The sequence below is a fragment of the Gilliamella sp. B2772 genome (assembly GCF_026536985.1).
Lineage (GTDB): Bacteria > Pseudomonadota > Gammaproteobacteria > Enterobacterales > Orbaceae > Gilliamella > Gilliamella apicola_E.
The window spans coordinates 462,996-481,025 of record NZ_JAFNNB010000001.1 but is presented as its reverse complement, the minus strand read 5'-3'; the positions used below and the strand labels follow the sequence as shown (position 1 = coordinate 481,025).

The following is an 18,030-nucleotide window of genomic DNA, read 5'->3' as shown; positions in this document are numbered from 1 at the left end:
ATAAAAACGATTCAGTTTGATATAATCTTTTCGTTTCCAATAAAATGTTAATGTAAAACATAATGTTGGCTAATTAGCTGAAAAGCAAAATTATCAGTATTAACTAGTTCGATTGTTTTATTTTTTAAAACAAATATGGCTGATAAACTCGGATGTTCAATCAAATATTTACTAGCTTTTTTAACCCCTAATCCATAGAGAATAGTTGAAAAAATATCTCCTTCAAGCGACGTATCTGAAATTACCGTTACACTTTCTAATTCATTATCTAACGGGTAACCGGTTGAAGGGTTGAATATGTGATGATAACGGTGATTATTTAAGGTAAAGTAACGCTCATAAATCCCTGATGTAACAACAGATTTATTATTAACTTGAATAATCCCGGCCAATTGATTGTTGAGTGAAAATGGCTCTTTCAAACCTATTTGCCAATTGCCATTCCTATCTAAGGGTGATTTGCCTAAAGTTAAGACGTTACCACCTAAATTGATAATAGCTTGATGTATGTTATTTTGCTGTAGGACTACTTTAACTACATCTGCTATGTAGCCTTTGGCTATAGCACCTAAATCAATTTCCATTCCCTTTTTTTTCAAAAAAACTGCACAAGTTTTAGGATCAAGCTCAATTTCGCTAGGATCGGTTAATAATAGTTGATCATAAATTTGCTGTGGGGAGGGAACTTGCTGGCCTTGAAAACCGATTTTCCATAATTTGACTAAAGGACCAATAGCAAAATTGAAACAACTATTGGGCATTAAACTGACTTTATAAGCTTGCTCAATAAGCGAAAACACAGCACGGCTAACGATAACCGGATGTTTACCCGCAGCAGCGTTAATCGACATAACTTCTGAATGACTGCGGTTAACGGTCAATTTATCTTCAAGTAATTTTATGGTGTGAAACACCCTATGAGCTACGGCTTCATTAGGCTCATAAAGCGTTAATGAAACCGTGGTACCCATTAATACTTGAGTATATTCATGGCTTGAATTAAGCATTTTAAACAAGCTTAAGTCATATTAGTCAATTAATGATTAATGTAATCAGTGGCTTTTCTACCTGCCTGCATACCAAATATAATGATATCAGCAACAGCGTTTCCACCGATACGATTGGCACCATGAACACCACCGACCACTTCGCCAGCAGCAAATACGCCTTGTATTACATGTTTATCCGTATCTAAAACTTGAGTATCGGTATTAATCGTTACCCCACCCATAGTATGATGCACACCCGGAGCAATCTTAATCGCATAAAATGGTCCTTTGTTAATAGGATGTCGCATACCAGTTGTTCGACCAAAGTCTTCGTCACGTTTTGTTTCAGCGAACTGATTATAACGCTCAACAGTTTGAGATAAAGTATTGCTGTCAATTGAGAGTTTATCAGCAAGATCTTTAATCGTATCAGCTTGAACGACTAAATCATGTGATACATATTCTTCAACAGCTTTGTTTTCATTACGTACTTGTTGATCAAATAGAATATACGCATAATGCTCAGGTAATTTAATAATTTCTGCTGAAACTTTATCACGAGTATCTAACTCATTGACAAAGCGTAGCCCTTTTTGGGAGACCAGTATCGCCCCTCCTCCACGAATTGATTCGGAAATCAAATACGAAGTTGTTTGCTCAACAGTTGGATGAATCTGAATTTCTTTCATATCCACTGTGCCTGCGCCCAGTTTTTCTAGAATCATAATTCCGGAACCAGTAGCACCTTTATGGTTAGTGGTAACAAATCCTTTCAGATCTGGTCGATATTTTTCAACCATTTCACGATTTGCACTAAATCCACCAGTAGCAATAATAACCGCTTTGGCTTTAATCGTTTGAACGGAGCCGTCTTCTTCATTGACTTTAACTCCGACAACTCTATGATTCTCAGTTAATATTTCAGTTACATTGGTATCAAGCATTACTTCAATACCACGTCGGTTGATATTTTTTTGCAATCCACTAATTAAAAATCCGCCAACAGCAGCGCCACTTGCCGGGCGATGCGTACGGTCAATGCTCATGCCCCCCGTTGTTGTGATACCACTAAGTTCGATACCATTATTATCTAACCAGTCAATGGCATCAGGTGCATTTTCAACAAAATAACGAAGTAACTCAGGATTATTTTTGTTTTTACCACCTGTTAACGTTTCTTTATAGAACAGATCTTTACTGTCCACAATGCCTTTAAGTTTTTGGAATTTGGTTTCGGCTGCATTCATACCGGCAGAAGCTTTATTTGTATTGCCGCCAATAACCGGCATTTTTTCAACCACAACTACACTTGCTCCTAAATCATGTGCTTGAATAGCGGCTGCTAGTCCAGCGCCACCACTACCAACAACCACCACATCATAAGCTTTATCATTAGGATCACCACCCTCAGCAAGGATAGCTTCTTTATTTGATTTCGCCATAGCTTTGGTTACGGCTTTTTTGAACGCCTCACATTGTGATGTCGCGCCAGAAATTGCATCGACGTGAGGGCTATTAGAGTCAATAATACGATGTTTGATCTCAGAAAAGTTGTTGACCACTTCACTATCAAAATCATTAGCATTGAGCAATTGCATGTCTTTAACAAAGTCATTACCTAATTCAACATTAATTAAGTATTCATAAGACTCATCATTAACCTTTTCTTGATAATTGCCCGGCTTGAATTTTTTTACATTAAGATTCACATCACGAATCAAGCTTTCAACCAATGAAAAGTGCCATAGTGGCTCAGGTATATTGAGTTCTTCACGTTTATCACTATTGATGAAGAGTTCAAGTTTCTCCCCTTTTTCGACTCGACTAAGCCAATCAGGATAAGCAATACATGCCCGACCAACTGCAACCAGATCAAAGCCGTTATCCATAGCTGCTTCGACATCACTTATATTAACCACATTACCGACACCAACAACCGGAATTTTAGCTAATGTCTGTGATCGCATTGCTACATATTTATTAATTAAAGGCGTTGGATCATTAGTTTCAACAATAGATGGTCTTAAGATCGCCCCCATAGAGAAGTGAACGTAATCAAGTCCCTTTTCAGCCAATTTTTCAAGTAAGTACATCGAATCATCAAAACGAATTCCAGGTACTTCTAATTCTTCCGGCGAAAAACGATAACCAACAATAAAATCAGGATAGGCATACTCTTTAACCATATTATGAGTAATATCTAGAACAGCCAATGGGAATCGAGCTCGATTATCACGGCTACCACCCCATTTATCAGTTCGTTGATTTGAGTTAGGTGAGTAAAATTGTTGAATTAAGTAGGTATTAGCGCCATGAATTTCGACCCCGTCAAATCCAGCTTGGATCGCTCGACGAACAGCTTGACCAAACTTATCAATCATTTCATCAACTTCATCTGCCGTCAATTCAATTGGGGTCGCCGCGCCCGGGCGTGGTGCAGCTATCGCACTTGGCCCAACTGGGGATTGTCCACCAATAAGTTTAGGCTCAACCATACGGCCACCATGATAAACTTGGATAACCGCTTTGGAGCCTTTTTCTTTAATGGCTTTAGCGATCTTCGCTAACCCTTCTATTTTATCATCATTATCTAAACCAATCGCACCGGGAAACGCTAACCCTTTATTGTCAACAAATCCACATTCAACAATAATAGTGCCAATTTCACCCGCTCTTGCTCGGTAATATTCAATTAAATCATGCGTAACAGAACCTTCGTAAAACCCTGAACAAGTAGTCATTGGTGCCATCATAATACGATTTTTTAGGGTAACACCATTGGGTAAGATTACTGGTTTAAAAATATCTTCGTTTTTCATATTTCATTACCTAATCATTAATATTTAAATGTTAACGTGGATCATAACATCCGAAATTTTTCTTCTCCACTTACATAAGTTTCATTAGTCGGAAAATATCATTTTTTCGACAAAAATTTATTCAAATTTATTAATAATTTATAAAACAATCTATGGATATAACAAAAAGAACTGTCTGTTTTTTATGTTATTTTGAAAGTGTTTGCGTACAATACTGCATAAACCTGTCTAAAAAAAAACACTATAACTATTTCATTTACTTATATTTTTTTTAACTTCTATCACTTGTACTTTATTTTTATTCGACTAAAATGCTTACCAATTTTAGAAAAGAGAATTTGATTATGCTTGTGGTCCATACAAATAAACCAATAATAAAATTGAATTGTCTTTTTATTTTGAATATTCATCCTCCTTTATGGAGGATTTTTTATATCTATAAATTCAACCTTCCAATTTTATATCAAATTACTAAACAATACCACTTCCAGAACAGCCATAAACAGGAGATACCATGAAACCTTTGATCCCTTTTTATAACCCAAGTATTAGCTATGAAGATAATTATGCTAAAGGACCTTTTGGACTTTTTGCAGAATTAGATAAAGCAGAAAAAGTTTCAACTAAACCAACCAAATTCTTAAATGTTGATGTTAATTTACCATTTGGCCAACCCGCTGGGCCTTTATTAAATGCAAATTATATTAAAGCAGCATTTGCTTATGGATTCGATTTATGTGTATATAAAACGGTAAGAACAAAATTACACAAATGCCATCCGTTACCTAATGTTTTATCTGTTCATCCGAAAGGTAAACTTACGTGTAATTTAGACACAGTTTTAGCTGATATCAATTATAGCCAACCTCTTTCAATCACTAATTCATTTGGGGTTCCATCATTTGCTCCAGATATATGGCAACCAGATATGGCTGATGCTGTTAAAGCTGCTGGTCCAGGACAATGTGTTATTGGTAGCTTCCAAGGAACTCAAGGTAATGGAGTGATTGAACAAGATTATGCATTAGCCGCTAAATTAGTAAGAGAAACCAATGCACCAATTTTAGAAGCTAATTTAAGTTGCCCAAATGAAGGTGCAAGTAAATTACTTTGCTTTGATGTAGATAGGGTTGAAAGAATTGTTAAAGAAATTAAAAATGCTGTACCTGACCGCCCTCTTATCCTGAAATTAGCTTACTTCCCAGATGATGAAAGAATCGTTTCATTATTAACTCGTATTGGAAATATAGTTGATGGGTTAAGCGCGATTAATACGTTGTCAGCAAAACCTGTTGACGCAAATGGTCATCCAGCTTTAGGTGAAAACCGAAAAGAAGGCGGTATCTGTGGCGATGCAATTCGTTGGGCTGGCTTAGATATGGTTAGTCGACTCGATAAATATCGTAAACAAATGGATTTAAAATTTGCAATTATAGGTGTTGGTGGAGTTAGTAACAGTGAACATTATCATCAATTTATAAAAAATGGTGCTGATGCTGTAATGAGTGCAACAGGTGCGATGTGGAATCCGTTACTTGCTATTGAAATTAAAAAGAGTTTGAAATAATAGTCAAAAATAATACATCGCAATAAAGAGCTAATATTTTTGTTACAGGGTAACTTATTTACCCTGTTTTCTCTTAATTTCAACCTTTATATTGATCATTTTTTATTAAAATAATAGTAGACAAAAATGACATGAGCAAAAAACACAGTGGCTAAGATTATTCTAACATGTAAAGATTTAAAAATAATAAAAGGAATAAGTAGCACAACAAACACCATTGCCAACATCTTAAATAAACTTGACCTGGTTGCCTTCTTTTCAATTAGCATTTTTTGGATATAAGTTTGATAGTAACTAGTTTGTGTAAAATAGTTATAGAGGCGCTCTGAACTATTTAACCATAGATATGCAGTAAGTAAATAAAAAGGTACTGTAGGTAACAAAGGAATAAAAATACCAATAGTTCCTAAAGCAAAAGAAACTCCACCTAGAACAACAAATATCGATTTTTTTAGCATGTCTAAATCAATTTAATTAATATTCATAGGATATCGAAGATAGCACAATTATAATAAACAAGGAAAGTATAAAGAAAAATAAGAATTGGCGGAACGGACGGGGCTCGAACCCGCGACCCCCTGCGTGACAGGCAGGTATTCTAACCAACTGAACTACCGCTCCGCTTTTTAGATACTTTAATGTGGAACATCAAAGTAGGCGTGATGTTAAAGATTATTTTTATTTTCGTCAATAAAATTTTTAAAAATAAAGTTCAATTGAATAGAAAACAATCATTAATGTACTTTAATGTGCTTTCCATAATGCCCCGCCACTTTTTTTATCAATCTTTTCTAAAATTGACTCGTGAGCAGAGAGTTCAGATTCATTTGCTTTAATTATCTTTAAAGGAGTTCCATTACGTTCAATTTTCTTGACGGTATTATTTGACATTGATAATGGATTATCTTCAGCGCTGAATGCTAACGTCGTTTGCCCCCCTGTCATAGCTAAATAAACTTCAGCTAGAATCTCAGCATCAAGTAAAGCGCCATGCAGTGTACGATGTGAATTATCAATCTGATAACGCTCACATAGTGCATCTAGATTATTTCGTTTGCCAGGGAAAAGCCGCCGAGCCATAGCTAGTGTATCAGTAACAATACAATGTTCAGCTGTTTTAAAATTTAAACCACAAAGACGAAATTCATAATCCATAAATCCGACATCAAAAGATGCGTTATGAATGACTAATTCAGCACCATCAATAAATTTTATAAAATCATGTGCTATATTTTTAAATATTGGTTTATCTTTAACAAATTCATCACTTATACCGTGAACTCTAAAGGCTTCTTCATCAATTAAACGTTCTGGATTGATATAAACATGGAAATGATTGCCAGTTAGTCGCCGATTTAATACCTCAACAGCACCAATTTCAATAATCTTATGCCCTTCATAGTGATTATTACCGTCTTGGTTCATACCTGTTGTTTCAGTATCTAATACAATTTGACGTGTTGAATGTGTTATCACGTTATACTCTTCTTCTAAAATTGGGAAATTTAATAATTAATGGTATAGTCTAACACCAAAATGCGCTGATGTTGATACCTACAGTGTTTTCGCCACTAATTACACAACATCACATTATTTAATTCTAAATTTTATTCAATAGGCAAAGTTTATTTAGTATGTTAAAAAAAATTCAAATTTTCACAGATGGTTCTTGTTTGGGTAACCCTGGTCCCGGTGGATATGCCGCAATTTTAAAATATAAACAAACAGAAAAAGTATTAGCTCAAGGTTATTTTAAAACTACCAATAATCGAATGGAATTATTAGCTGCAATTGTTGCTTTAGAGCTTCTTAAAGAACCGTGTCAAATTCAACTGTATTCTGACAGCCAATATTTACGTAATGGCATTATGAATTGGATTCATGGCTGGAAAAAAAATGGCTGGAAAACATCAAATAAACAACCTGTTAAAAATGTTGATTTGTGGCAACGTTTAGATGAAATAGCTAAATCACATACTATTGAATGGATTTGGGTTAAAGGTCATGCTGGTCATATCGAAAATGAGCGTTGTGATATTATTGCTAAAAATCAAGCCGAATCCCCAACTTTACACGATACTATTTTTGAAGCATCGTTAAAGGACTGAATACAAAAAACAGTTAGATAACTAAGAAGGTATAATAACTATGTATCGATTACATGTTATTCCGGCCCTAAAAGATAATTATATTTGGTTGTTGGAAAACAACGATAAACAAATTGTTATTATCGGCCCAGGTGAAGCTGCCCCTGTAATTAGTTATCTAAAAAAACATCACTTGTCACCCCTTGCAATTTTACTAACTCACCACCATATCGATCACACTGGCGGGGTAACAGAGCTAAAAGCATTTTATCCCGATATTGAAGTTTATGGGCCTAGTGAAATTAATTTGCAGATTAACTATCTAGATAATATAGATAAAATATCAATTGCTGATTTTCAATTTGATATTATTTCAGTACCGGGACACACATTAGGACATTTAGCTTATTATTGCCGACCATATCTATTTTGTGGTGATACCTTAATGTCTGCTGGTTGTGGTAGAATTTTTGAGGGTGATTATAAGCAAATGCTAAGCTCGCTTAATAATTTAAAGCTACTACCTGATGATACGCTTATTTGTGCAGGACACGAATATACTAAAGCTAATTTGAACTTTGCACAAATGATGGTTCCACATGATAAAGTTATTCATGAATATTATAATTATATTTGCAAAAAGAAAATTACTTTGCCTTCTATTTTAACCAAAGAAAAACAGATTAACTTATTTTTACGGTGTAAAGAAAAATCTTTACAAAACAAATTCAATTGTAACAATGAGTTAGAACTGTTTGCTTTTTTTAGGAGCCAAAAGGACATTTTTTAGGTATAATAAGTCGTTTAAATTAATGTCCTAACTTATAATCTAATGAAAAAATTATTAATATTTACAGTGTTATGTGCTTTTTTAGTCGGGTGTCAAAACCAAGGGTCGCGATACACTTCTGGCTCAAAACCATACAATTCTAAATCAATAGTTAATTCTAGCGTTAAAAGTGGTGGTGTTAATTACGCTTCAGTCACGCAAAATCCTTGGCATTACATGCTAACTCAAATTAACGTAAATGTTCCGAACAACAGCCGAGTTGTCGCGGAAAGAGAACGTTTGCTGCGTAATCCACAGGGATTTGAAAATATTGCATTACGATCTGAACCTTATGTATATTACATCATTAATCAGTTACGAAAAAATAAGCTACCGGTTGAACTTGCTTTAATTCCATTAATTGAGAGTGCTTATGACCCTTTAGCTACCTCGCCTGCTCAAGCGGCTGGTTTATGGCAATTTGTGCCAATTACAGCTAAAGAATATGGTTTAAAACGTAGCAGTAGTTTTGATGGACGTCGAGATCTAATTGCTTCAACAAGCTCAGCTATATCTCTTTTACAAAATCTTAATAACCGCTTTAATGGCGACTGGTTATTAACATTAGCTGCATATAATGCAGGTGAAGGTCGAATTCAACGAGCGATTGATAAAAATAAAGCTAAAGGACTACCTATTGACTATTGGTCTTTAGATTTACCACAAGAAACAATGCATTATGTGCCAAAAATATTAGCTATCATCGACATTGTTAAAAACAATAAACGTTATGGAATTAAACTACCGGATTGTAATTATCAAAACTCTTTAGTTAGAATTGATATGTCTAAAAACATTTCATTGTCTAAAATAGCGCAATATACTGGATTATCACTAAATGACTTAATGACATACAATGCCGGTTATGTGCAACAAACTGTAAATGGCCCTTTTCATCTATTAGTTCCTTATTCTCATGCAAATAAACTATTCAAAAAGTTGAAAAATGAGAATTTAGTTACTAGTCAAGTAACTGAGCTTTTAGAAGATGTGCCACATAACAATATGCCGTTTGAAATTAAATCAACGACAATTCAATACAGTACAATAAATGCTAAAGATGCTAAATCTATTTTAAGTAATGGCAAAAAACAGATTACTTACCAAGTTAAAGCTGGTGATAATCTTTATTCCATTGCGAGGAATTACCGAGTGAAAATCACCGATCTTTTACAATGGAATAAATTAAAAAATGGACGAGTAAAAGAAGGTGATGTATTAACAATTAATTTAGTCAATTCGAATTCATTTTAAAATTGACTAATAATGGATTATGATCCGATGCGGCTGTACTAATTATCTTAGCCGCATCAAGCTTCAAACCTCGATAAAAAATAAAATCCAATGGCCTACCTAAAAACGTTTTTCGAATATCAATAGCAAAATTAACCGGTTTAAGATTTATTGATCGAGTCAAATGATAGAGTAAATTCAGTCGTTGCCGACTCCATGCATTAAAATCACCTGCCAAAATCACTGGTCCATCATGTTGATTAATATAATTTAATAACATATACATCTGTTGACGATATATCTTTACGCCAATACTAAAATTGATGGCATGAATATTGGCAACTAACAGCTGTTTAGTAGAATTTTTAATTGGATAAACAGTAATTAAAGCTGATTTAGGTACTCGAATAAATGGCTCTTTTTCTCTAAACGATAATATTTTAGTCGGTGCTGAATCAGTTATAGTCATAACTCCAGCAAAAATATCATTAAAGCAGTAAGCTGGTACATGATCTGCAACTTTGTTATTCGCAGATATAAAATTCAATAATTGTGGTGTTGTTTGGGCTTCTTGTAATAACATTAACTTTGATTGGCTCGCATATTGCTCAAGAATTTTAATACAATCAACCCGTTTTTGTTTAAAAATATTCCAAACCAAAACCGAGAATGATGATTGATCAATTAGTGGTTCATCATTGACTATCTTATGGTTTGGTAATATCAGTTCAACACTACTATTTCCTTGATATCGTAGTGTATAGTCTCGATGTTTAAACATTTTAACCGTTCATTTTTTCTTTTAAATAATCATCAAATGACAAAGTATCATTCTGTTCTTTCTTTTGTTGCTTTTCAATTGACATAGTTCTTTGCTGAACAAAATCACCATCAGTCAATAATTGCAAAGGTTCTGAACTAAGCTGATTTTTATATTGAGTTGCTAAAACTAAGCCAAATTTAGCAGTACCTAAATCGCTGATAGCCTCAAGCGTTCTTGCTGAAAGTGTTAATTCAGGCTGATCAAACATCAGATCAAGCCGTTCGCAAACTTTACGATAATGTTGTTTATCATCTTGATGATCCAATACATCAGCAACACGGAGCAAATCTTTAAATAATTCGTGGCCGACTTTCGATAATGGCTCACGATAACTATCACAGCCGATACCAATTTCAAGACCAGGTTTACGCCCTTCCATAATAACCCGATTCCAATTCAATTTTGTACACTCAAGTTCGGCACTACTCATTTCAGGCGCTGGCGCTAACGCACACCATATCAAAAATAGATCAATAAAGCGGATCTGTTCCTCAGTAATACCTATTGGTGAAAATGGATTAACATCAAGCGCACGCACTTCAATATACTCTATTCCACCACGTAACAAGGCATCTGAAGGTAACTCCCCTGCTCTAGGAACTCGTTTAGGACGAATTGGTGCATAAAATTCATTTTCAATTTGTAAAACATTATCATTTAGTTGTCGATAATGACCATTAACTTTAATGCCTAATTTACTGAACTCATCTGATTTGACATGGGTGGCACGTTTTAATCCTTCAACATAAGTATCTAGATGATTAAAGGTAATACCTAATTGTTTCTGGGCATTGTTGGTGTAACCAATATCGCTTAATCTTAATGAAGTTGCATAAGGCAAAAAGCAGTTACCATTGGTTTGTTCTATAAATGCATTAGCTTTTTGCTTATCTTGAATAAATGAAGAGCACATAGAAGGTGATGCGCCAAACAGGTAAGGAATCACCCAACCAAATCGATAATAATTACGTATTAAAGTAAAATAACCTTCAGAAATAACCGCTTTTCCTTCTTCGGCGTTTTTCACCCCAAATCGGGCTTGCCAAAATGCCATAGGTAAAGAGAAGTTATAATGCACGCCGGATATGGTTTGCATCATTGCGCCATAACGATTCTTCAATCCTTCTCGATAAACCGTTTTAAAACGCCCTTCATTTGAGGAGCCATATTGTGCCAAAATAATATCGTCTTCATTTGCCACAAAACAAGGCATACTTAATGGCCACATCATCTCATCGCCGATACTGACACTAGCATAACGATGTAAATCACGCAAAAACGTGAGCATATAATCAATATTCGTATTAACCGGCGTGATAAATTCAAGCATCGACTCAGCAAAATCGGTTGTTATCCAAGGATGAGTTAATGCTGAACCAATTTTATTAGGAAAAGGTGTTTTTGCTAAAGAGCCGTCTGGTAAAATTCTGAGCGTTTCACGTTCAACACCCCGTTGAATGCCTTGTAAAATTGTATAGTGTTTTTCCAACCAATTGAGTGCTTTAGAAACATCAGGAATCATAATTTTATATTTCCTAAATTCAGTTTAAATTGGCTTAATTTTAGCATAGTTTAATGGTTTATATAGGCTGTTTTGTGACTATTAAAAAGAAAATAGAAATCTATCAATATACAAAATAATATAAACTAATAGAATGTCACAAATAAGAAACCATTATCTACTAGATAGATAATGGTTAGTAACTTTGCTAATGAATCAGCTTATTTATTGGCTTGTTCAATTTTTTGATTAGCGACATAATCCTCATCGACCGGTGTGATAAGATTATTCTGATGATCAACAATATAGGTTTTTCCAAAACCTAAAACTAATCTACCGACTGTTGGTGTGATTTTAAATAAATTGAAATCTTTCATTTCCGCTAACATATACACCATTTTACTTACCCTTTTAGCAAGTTGGTCAATGATGTTATCAAAAAGCTCAGATTCTCTTTCAACAATGCTTGTTGTTGCACGGAACGATAGTCGTCTACGAGCATAGATATTCTTGGTATTGCATTCATCATCAATAATTAAAAAAGAGAGAGTTGCATTATCTTTCATATTTTGACTATGAGGGGCGAGATCTGATATTAAAACGTAATAATCTTTTCCATCAAAAAAATAAGGTGAATAACTCGTATCTACTTCACCATTTTTAGTCATTGTTGATAATATAATTGTGCGAATTGTTTCATGTAAATTTTCTATTGTACTTTCAACAACATCATTTTTGGACTCAGCCATAATTACTCCTTGTTTGTCTATTCAGTTAACTTATTAACTTCATTGTTATAAATTCAATTGGATGCATTTATCAAAATAGTTCGAAATATCAGTATGAGAAATTATAATAAAACTACTTGTCGGTAGGTTTGTCTTTAACAATTTCAGCAATTGTTTTTCTGACTGCTTATCTAACGCATTGGTTGTTTCATCCATAAAAATCCAATCAGGTTTATGCATTAAAATTCTTGCAATCATTAGTCGTTGCTTTTCACCACCGGAAAGTGTTTTTAAATTATCACTGAGTAAATTTCTATCGATAAATTCTGTAGAAAAACCAACTTTTAATAGAAGTTGCTTAATCAAACTTAAATCTTTTTCAAACAAAGGTTGCGGATAGCTTATTGCATGAGCTAATCCCCCAACCGGAAAATAGGCATTTTGCGATAAAAATAATGTCTTTAATTTTGGCATTTTAATCACCCCCTCAAAATTGGGATAAAGGCCAGAAATTACTTTGAAAAATGTTGATTTACCTATACCCAATGCACCGGATATAACAACCGAATCGCCTTTATTAAGATAAAGATTGGGTAGTGTTAATAAAACAGTGCCATCCGTTTTTTTTATAGTTAAATCTTCAATCGAAAATGCATCTTGATTAATCTCTAATTGGCTAGCTGATTGATATTGATGAGCAGCTTGATTAGCTTTTTCAAAAAATTGGGTTAAACGATAACTACATGCAATAAGTTCGGCAAGTTTAGTATAATTGAAAATAAACCAAGACAAGTTAGTCACAACATTACTAAATGATTTACTAATTTGCATTAAAGAACCTAAGCTAACTTTACCAATTAAATAGATAGGCAAAGAAAAGAAAATAGGCACACTTAACACCGTTAAATAATAAGGCCGTGTAAAACAGCCTAAAATAAGTTGACGTTTGATTAATAAATACCAATTTTTGATAATATGATTGAAATGCTGTTCAAATTGTTGTTTCTCCACTTTCTCACCATTCGCTAACGCGATTGGCTCTTTTGATTCACGAAATCGAGTTAAAACAAAGCGATAATTTGCCTCTAAGTGTTGTTGTTCAATTAATAAGTTTTTTAATGGGCGTCCCAGCATGTGAGCGATGCAAGAAGTGAATAATACATAGATTGGTGCTAGCCAAATTAAATAATGAGAAATACTTATATCAATATTGAATAGACTAAAATTTAAAACAAAATTATCGGTAATTTTCCATAGAAGCATAAAATAGGAAAACAGGCCTATACATTGAGTAATCAGCGAAAAGCCTTCATTTGTTAATCGCTCAATAAATAGCAGACAGTCTTCGGAAATACGCTGATCAGGATTATCAATTTGGTCTTGATTTAAATACCAATATGCCTTGTTATTCAGCCATTTATCAAGTATCGAATCATTTAAAACCTTGCGCCATGTAATCACTAAGGTTTTTCTTAAAAATTCAATTATTAAGTAAGTTATTGCCCCCGAAATAGTTAATAACACAAAAACGATTAATTGGGTAATAACGCCTTGCATGTCATATTTTTCTAATGCATTAAAAAAGTTTTTATTCCAATTAATCATTTCAAGACTAATTTTAATTAAAACAATATTTAAACAAATAATAATTAAAGCATAACAGTAACCATATTTACCTTGTCTTGTTTTGAAGCAAAGCTTCATAAGCAAGATTATATTTTTCAATGTTTGCACAACTTATACTCTCAAAACTGCCTTTTTCTAAATCAACTCCTGCCAATTATCAATTTGACAGAAGTATTTAACTTTAATGATTAAAAATTAATAACCGCACTAACTGCAAAAGTTCTTCCCGGTGCGGTTTGAAGCTCGATAGGATTCGTCACTTTTACATTATTTTGTGGATTTTTATAATAACTACTAAACATCGGCCATTTAAAATAACGGCGGTCAAATATATTTAACACCGATCCCCGTATAGTAATATTTTTGCTAGGGTGCCAATTTAAATAGGCATCATAGACTGCATAACCACTTGGCTTAAATATTTCATCTGATGAGGATTTATCCCTAGAAACGTGAGATACCGCTTTGGAAAAAGTGCCGACGACTTCAGTATCAAAATTAAAATCGGGAACATTCCATTTCAAACCGATATTACCTTGCAGAGGCATGGCTTCATTAAAATAAGTTCTTTTATCACCGGGGGAATCTTGTTTTTTTCCATATTGATATGAGCTTGAAGCATTCAAAGTCCAATTTGGAGCAAAATGCCACTCGCCCGATGTTTCAATGCCCCATAGATTAACATTGGATAAATTTTTGTAGGTATAATCCTTCGGTCCAACCCGAATGAAATTCTTGATATAGTTGCTATAATCAGCTTTGAATAAGCCTACACTAAACCAACCTTCTGAAAAATCGCCTCTGATGCCGGTCTCATAAGATTTCACTTTTTCTGGTTTTAGTTTAGGGTTAGGAATCAGATTCATCGTTACCGAAGGCAATGAGGTATAAAGCTGTTGAGCCGTTGGCATTTTGAATCCTTCAGCATAACGGGCATAAGCAGAGTATTGGTTAGTGATGTTATATTTTATGCCTAATTGCGGAATGAGGCGATGTGAACTCAAATTACGAGGCTCTTTGCCTTTAACCACCGCATAATGGCTATCCGTATTGGGTTTAATTTTATACGTTGCATATCGTAAACCCGGTTTAATTTTTAAATTTTCTGATATAAAGTGAAATTCATCTTGAAGATAAATATCTGCACGCTGCGTTTTAGCGTTAGCAAAATTAAATCCGCCACCTATGGTTTTTACGCCATTTTTTGTGCTCTCATTACGATAATTGCTACGGGTAATATCCCCTTGAAAACCATAAATTAAATCATGCGTTGTATTGAAAAAATCAACGTTTGAATTTAACTGAAGATCCAACTGCCAAAACTTTTCTTTATAATCATTCGTGGTATAAGTATAAATCGGTGTTTGTCTTCGATCTTTTTGTTGACGATGCGATTTTAAATAACGTTCTTGCGGCGAGTAAGAGAACATGGTCTTGATTTGATCGATAAAGCTTATTTCGGGAGTCCAACTATCATCAATCGCAAACCTTTTACGAGTTTGAATTTGTGTTCTTCGATAATCCCCGTTGAATGTTCCATTGGTTTGTAATCCATAATCATACATCTGTTTTACATACGAATTAGAACGGAAATTCTCAAATGCTAACTTTGTTTCTCGAGTATCATTATGATAAACCAATTTGGTTAACATATTTTCAGCTTTAGCATCCAACGGATTTAATTTATTACATTTAATAGCATCTGCGCCACGTGGACAGCCCCAAATACCGCCATTTGCTTTAGCTTTAGTTAACTTGGTTTCTTGGTAATCTCTTCGACTAAAACTGATCAATCCTTCTAAGTTAGGCATCAATTCAAGCGCTAACATACTCGTTTTGGTATTTTGTTTATTTAAACTATCATAACCGCCACTTACTCGAACAGCATAAGATTTACCTTTAAGTAAATCACTCGGATCTATGGTTTTAAACGCAACTACCCCACCAACAGCATCTGCCCCCCATAATACCGAGCCAGGTCCACGAATGACTTCAACAGCTTTTATATTTGCTAAATCAATAAAATTTCTATTGCCGTCTTGGATGCTTTCAATCACTCTTGAACCGTCAACTTGCATTTGAATACGGTTACCCGCCATACCACGTATTCTAATACTGCCTAAATTACCAAAAGGGTCGGTCCCTGAAGTTTGCCGATTAACTGATATTCCCGGTAAATATCTAACTAAATCTTCCATTGTTGACATTTGATGATCATCTATATTCTTTCTAGAGATGACATCAACAGTTTCTGGAATAGCTAATTTGGCTCTTTTTTGTCTACTAGCCGTTACCGTCATAGTTTCCAATTCATCATCAGCAGCAAATACTGAGAAGGAGATTGAAGCAGTCAAAACGGTTAAAAAGATTTTATTTATTTTCATTTTTCACCACAAAGTTATATTAATAAACTGCTCAAATTAATTCCCAATATTTGATAATTATCATTTTTTACTAATTAATCTAGCAAAAATAAAAAATATGATCAATGAGAATAATTATCATTTATATTGGATAATGATTATCATTAGCTTTGAGGCAAGAGGCTAAAATATTAAAATGAGCGATTAATATCAATGAGGTTGAATAGAAAAGCAAATCTAGACCAATAGTTATTAATAACTAATATAAATATTAGTCATTAATAGCCTAAATCAGTAAATAACTATTTGTATTTTTCTAACAAAACCAAAACTTCCATGTGTGAAGTGTGCGGAAACATGTCGAACAATTGGGCTTTTGTCATTTGATAATCGCTTAAAAGCTGCAAATCTTCTACCATAGATGCTAAGTTACAACTTGAATATAATATATATTTCGGTTTTATATTACCTAAGTATTGAATGAGTGATTTACCAGCCCCGCGCCTTGGAGGATTAAGTAAGACTAAATCAGGGATACCTTTTTCATTGTTTACATATTTAGTGGCATCTAACGATTTAAAATCGAGTTTATCATAACCAAGTTTTTCAGCGGATTTTGTTGCGCACTCAATGGCATCAGAACTAATTTCAATGCCAGTCAATTGGATCTTTTCATTATTAGAATGACCGATACAATGCAAACCAAAACCACCTACTCCACAAAATAGATCCCATATTGAGTTAACATTTAAGTTTGCAACCCAATCACTAGCCGTTTGATAAAGTTTTTCTGCAATGTAACTATTTGTTTGAAAGAAACTTTTAGATTTAATATATAAAGGTATCTGATTGAATTGGAACGCTAAAAAAGGGTTATCGGTTAAAATCAGTTCTTCTTCCCCCTCTAATATCGCTGCATGGTTAGGTTGGATGTTGATAGTAACAACTTCTAAGTTATTTATTTGCAAGTTGTGGTAACTATTTTTAATTTTTTCTACAAATTTATGTGATTTCAATACAAATCGCAGCATAAAATGGCTGTTATTATCAATAATGCTTTCTGTGATGATAACGAATTTTAACTCCCCTTTTCGCTTGTTGATATTATAGGGAACTAATCCTTGCTTACGAATATAAGTACGAACCAATTTTAGAATATTTTGCATGTTCGAGCTATAAAGCGGGCAATCGCACAAATCAATCGCATCATTACCATTTTGGATGCCTAAAATTGGTTTTTCAACCGTACCCAGCACAGCCATTTTAGCTTTATTACGAAACCCTGATTCAGGACTCGCATACGGATCGTTAACTTGTTTAGGATTAAAATCAGCTAATTTCTCCAACAAATGACTTTGTTTCTCAGTTAATTGAGAATGATATGGTTGATTAATTTTATGACAAGACAAACATTTTTTTTCTTGATAATAGCTACATTGCATCATATTGAAACCTTTTTTTATAA

The 18,030-nt window shown here is 33.9% G+C and carries 14 protein-coding genes and 1 tRNA gene; 4 read left to right on the top strand and 11 right to left on the bottom strand.

Going from position 1 to position 18,030, the window contains the following annotated elements:
* Nucleotides 1–47: 47 nt before the first annotated feature.
* Both J3T98_RS02195 and J3T98_RS02190 read right to left on the bottom strand, forming a co-directional pair.
* A complete protein-coding gene (locus tag J3T98_RS02195) occupies nucleotides 48–1,007 on the bottom strand; it encodes an FAD:protein FMN transferase (RefSeq protein ID WP_065562832.1) in 960 nt (319 codons plus the stop codon).
* 29 nt (nucleotides 1,008–1,036) lie between these two features.
* On the bottom strand, nucleotides 1,037–3,808 hold the full coding sequence (locus tag J3T98_RS02190; RefSeq protein ID WP_267362023.1) for a flavocytochrome c: 2,772 nt from the start codon (nucleotides 3,806–3,808) through the stop codon (nucleotides 1,037–1,039).
* Between the two features lie 514 nt (nucleotides 3,809–4,322).
* Between J3T98_RS02190 and J3T98_RS02185 the strand changes: the two genes are divergently transcribed.
* Nucleotides 4,323–5,375, top strand: coding sequence for a hypothetical protein (locus J3T98_RS02185; protein WP_267362022.1), 1,053 nt, complete (start codon nucleotides 4,323–4,325; stop codon nucleotides 5,373–5,375).
* 95 nt (nucleotides 5,376–5,470) lie between these two features.
* Here the strand turns inward: J3T98_RS02185 and J3T98_RS02180 are convergent, their stop codons facing one another.
* From J3T98_RS02180 to dnaQ, 3 genes are all read right to left on the bottom strand, one after another.
* Nucleotides 5,471–5,833 (bottom strand): YbaN family protein, encoded by a 363-nt coding sequence (locus J3T98_RS02180; protein WP_267362021.1) that lies wholly within the window; start codon nucleotides 5,831–5,833, stop codon nucleotides 5,471–5,473.
* 86 nt (nucleotides 5,834–5,919) lie between these two features.
* Nucleotides 5,920–5,996, bottom strand: a tRNA-Asp gene (locus J3T98_RS02175).
* A gap of 123 nt (nucleotides 5,997–6,119) precedes the next feature.
* On the bottom strand, nucleotides 6,120–6,851 hold the full coding sequence (gene dnaQ / locus J3T98_RS02170) for a DNA polymerase III subunit epsilon (protein WP_065562836.1): 732 nt from the start codon (nucleotides 6,849–6,851) through the stop codon (nucleotides 6,120–6,122).
* A 158-nt stretch (nucleotides 6,852–7,009) separates the two neighbouring features.
* On the opposite strand from dnaQ, the gene rnhA reads away from it, so the two are divergent.
* From rnhA to J3T98_RS02155, 3 genes are read left to right on the top strand one after another with little or no spacing between them, the layout of a single operon-like run.
* The gene (gene rnhA, locus J3T98_RS02165; RefSeq protein WP_065562837.1) at nucleotides 7,010–7,483 is read left to right on the top strand and encodes a ribonuclease HI; all 474 of its coding nucleotides are present in this window, start codon (nucleotides 7,010–7,012) and stop codon (nucleotides 7,481–7,483) included.
* A gap of 40 nt (nucleotides 7,484–7,523) precedes the next feature.
* The gene (gene gloB / locus J3T98_RS02160) at nucleotides 7,524–8,252 is read left to right on the top strand and encodes a hydroxyacylglutathione hydrolase (protein ID WP_267362020.1); all 729 of its coding nucleotides are present in this window, start codon (nucleotides 7,524–7,526) and stop codon (nucleotides 8,250–8,252) included.
* A gap of 42 nt (nucleotides 8,253–8,294) precedes the next feature.
* Nucleotides 8,295–9,545 carry a transglycosylase SLT domain-containing protein gene (locus J3T98_RS02155; RefSeq protein WP_081299514.1) on the top strand — a complete coding sequence of 417 codons (1,251 nt, stop codon included), beginning with the start codon at nucleotides 8,295–8,297 and terminating at the stop codon, nucleotides 9,543–9,545.
* Here the strand turns inward: J3T98_RS02155 and J3T98_RS02150 are convergent.
* From J3T98_RS02150 to rlmC, 6 genes are all read right to left on the bottom strand, one after another.
* Nucleotides 9,526–10,305, bottom strand: coding sequence for an endonuclease/exonuclease/phosphatase family protein (locus tag J3T98_RS02150; RefSeq protein ID WP_267362019.1), 780 nt, complete (start codon nucleotides 10,303–10,305; stop codon nucleotides 9,526–9,528). The genes J3T98_RS02155 and J3T98_RS02150 overlap by 20 nt on opposite strands.
* A 1-nt stretch (nucleotide 10,306) precedes the next feature.
* On the bottom strand, nucleotides 10,307–11,869 hold the full coding sequence (gshA, locus tag J3T98_RS02145) for a glutamate--cysteine ligase (RefSeq protein WP_267362018.1): 1,563 nt from the start codon (nucleotides 11,867–11,869) through the stop codon (nucleotides 10,307–10,309).
* Nucleotides 11,870–12,069: 200 nt separating this feature from the next.
* A complete protein-coding gene (locus J3T98_RS02140; RefSeq protein WP_267362017.1) occupies nucleotides 12,070–12,597 on the bottom strand; it encodes a HugZ family protein in 528 nt (175 codons plus the stop codon).
* A gap of 45 nt (nucleotides 12,598–12,642) precedes the next feature.
* A complete protein-coding gene (locus J3T98_RS02135) occupies nucleotides 12,643–14,301 on the bottom strand; it encodes an ABC transporter ATP-binding protein/permease (RefSeq protein ID WP_267362016.1) in 1,659 nt (552 codons plus the stop codon).
* Between the two features lie 89 nt (nucleotides 14,302–14,390).
* A complete protein-coding gene (locus J3T98_RS02130) occupies nucleotides 14,391–16,586 on the bottom strand; it encodes a TonB-dependent hemoglobin/transferrin/lactoferrin family receptor (protein ID WP_267362015.1) in 2,196 nt (731 codons plus the stop codon).
* A 281-nt stretch (nucleotides 16,587–16,867) separates the two neighbouring features.
* Nucleotides 16,868–18,010, bottom strand: coding sequence for a 23S rRNA (uracil(747)-C(5))-methyltransferase RlmC (rlmC, locus tag J3T98_RS02125; protein ID WP_267362014.1), 1,143 nt, complete (start codon nucleotides 18,008–18,010; stop codon nucleotides 16,868–16,870).
* Nucleotides 18,011–18,030 lie beyond the last annotated feature (20 nt).

Excerpts from the sequence above, each read along its gene's own strand:
- J3T98_RS02195 (WP_065562832.1), bottom strand. The coding sequence starts at position 1,007 with ATGCTTAATTCAAGCCATGAATATACTCAAGTATTAATGGGTACCACG.
- J3T98_RS02190 (WP_267362023.1), bottom strand. The coding sequence starts at position 3,808 with ATGAAAAACGAAGATATTTTTAAACCAGTAATCTTACCCAATGGTGTT.
- J3T98_RS02185 (WP_267362022.1), top strand. The coding sequence starts at position 4,323 with ATGAAACCTTTGATCCCTTTTTATAACCCAAGTATTAGCTATGAAGAT.
- J3T98_RS02180 (WP_267362021.1), bottom strand. The coding sequence starts at position 5,833 with ATGCTAAAAAAATCGATATTTGTTGTTCTAGGTGGAGTTTCTTTTGCT.
- rnhA (WP_065562837.1), top strand. The coding sequence starts at position 7,010 with ATGTTAAAAAAAATTCAAATTTTCACAGATGGTTCTTGTTTGGGTAAC.
- gloB (WP_267362020.1), top strand. The coding sequence starts at position 7,524 with ATGTATCGATTACATGTTATTCCGGCCCTAAAAGATAATTATATTTGG.
- J3T98_RS02155 (WP_081299514.1), top strand. The coding sequence starts at position 8,295 with ATGAAAAAATTATTAATATTTACAGTGTTATGTGCTTTTTTAGTCGGG.
- J3T98_RS02150 (WP_267362019.1), bottom strand. The coding sequence starts at position 10,305 with ATGTTTAAACATCGAGACTATACACTACGATATCAAGGAAATAGTAGT.
- gshA (WP_267362018.1), bottom strand. The coding sequence starts at position 11,869 with ATGATTCCTGATGTTTCTAAAGCACTCAATTGGTTGGAAAAACACTAT.
- J3T98_RS02140 (WP_267362017.1), bottom strand. The coding sequence starts at position 12,597 with ATGGCTGAGTCCAAAAATGATGTTGTTGAAAGTACAATAGAAAATTTA.
- J3T98_RS02130 (WP_267362015.1), bottom strand. The coding sequence starts at position 16,586 with ATGAAAATAAATAAAATCTTTTTAACCGTTTTGACTGCTTCAATCTCC.
- rlmC (WP_267362014.1), bottom strand. The coding sequence starts at position 18,010 with ATGATGCAATGTAGCTATTATCAAGAAAAAAAATGTTTGTCTTGTCAT.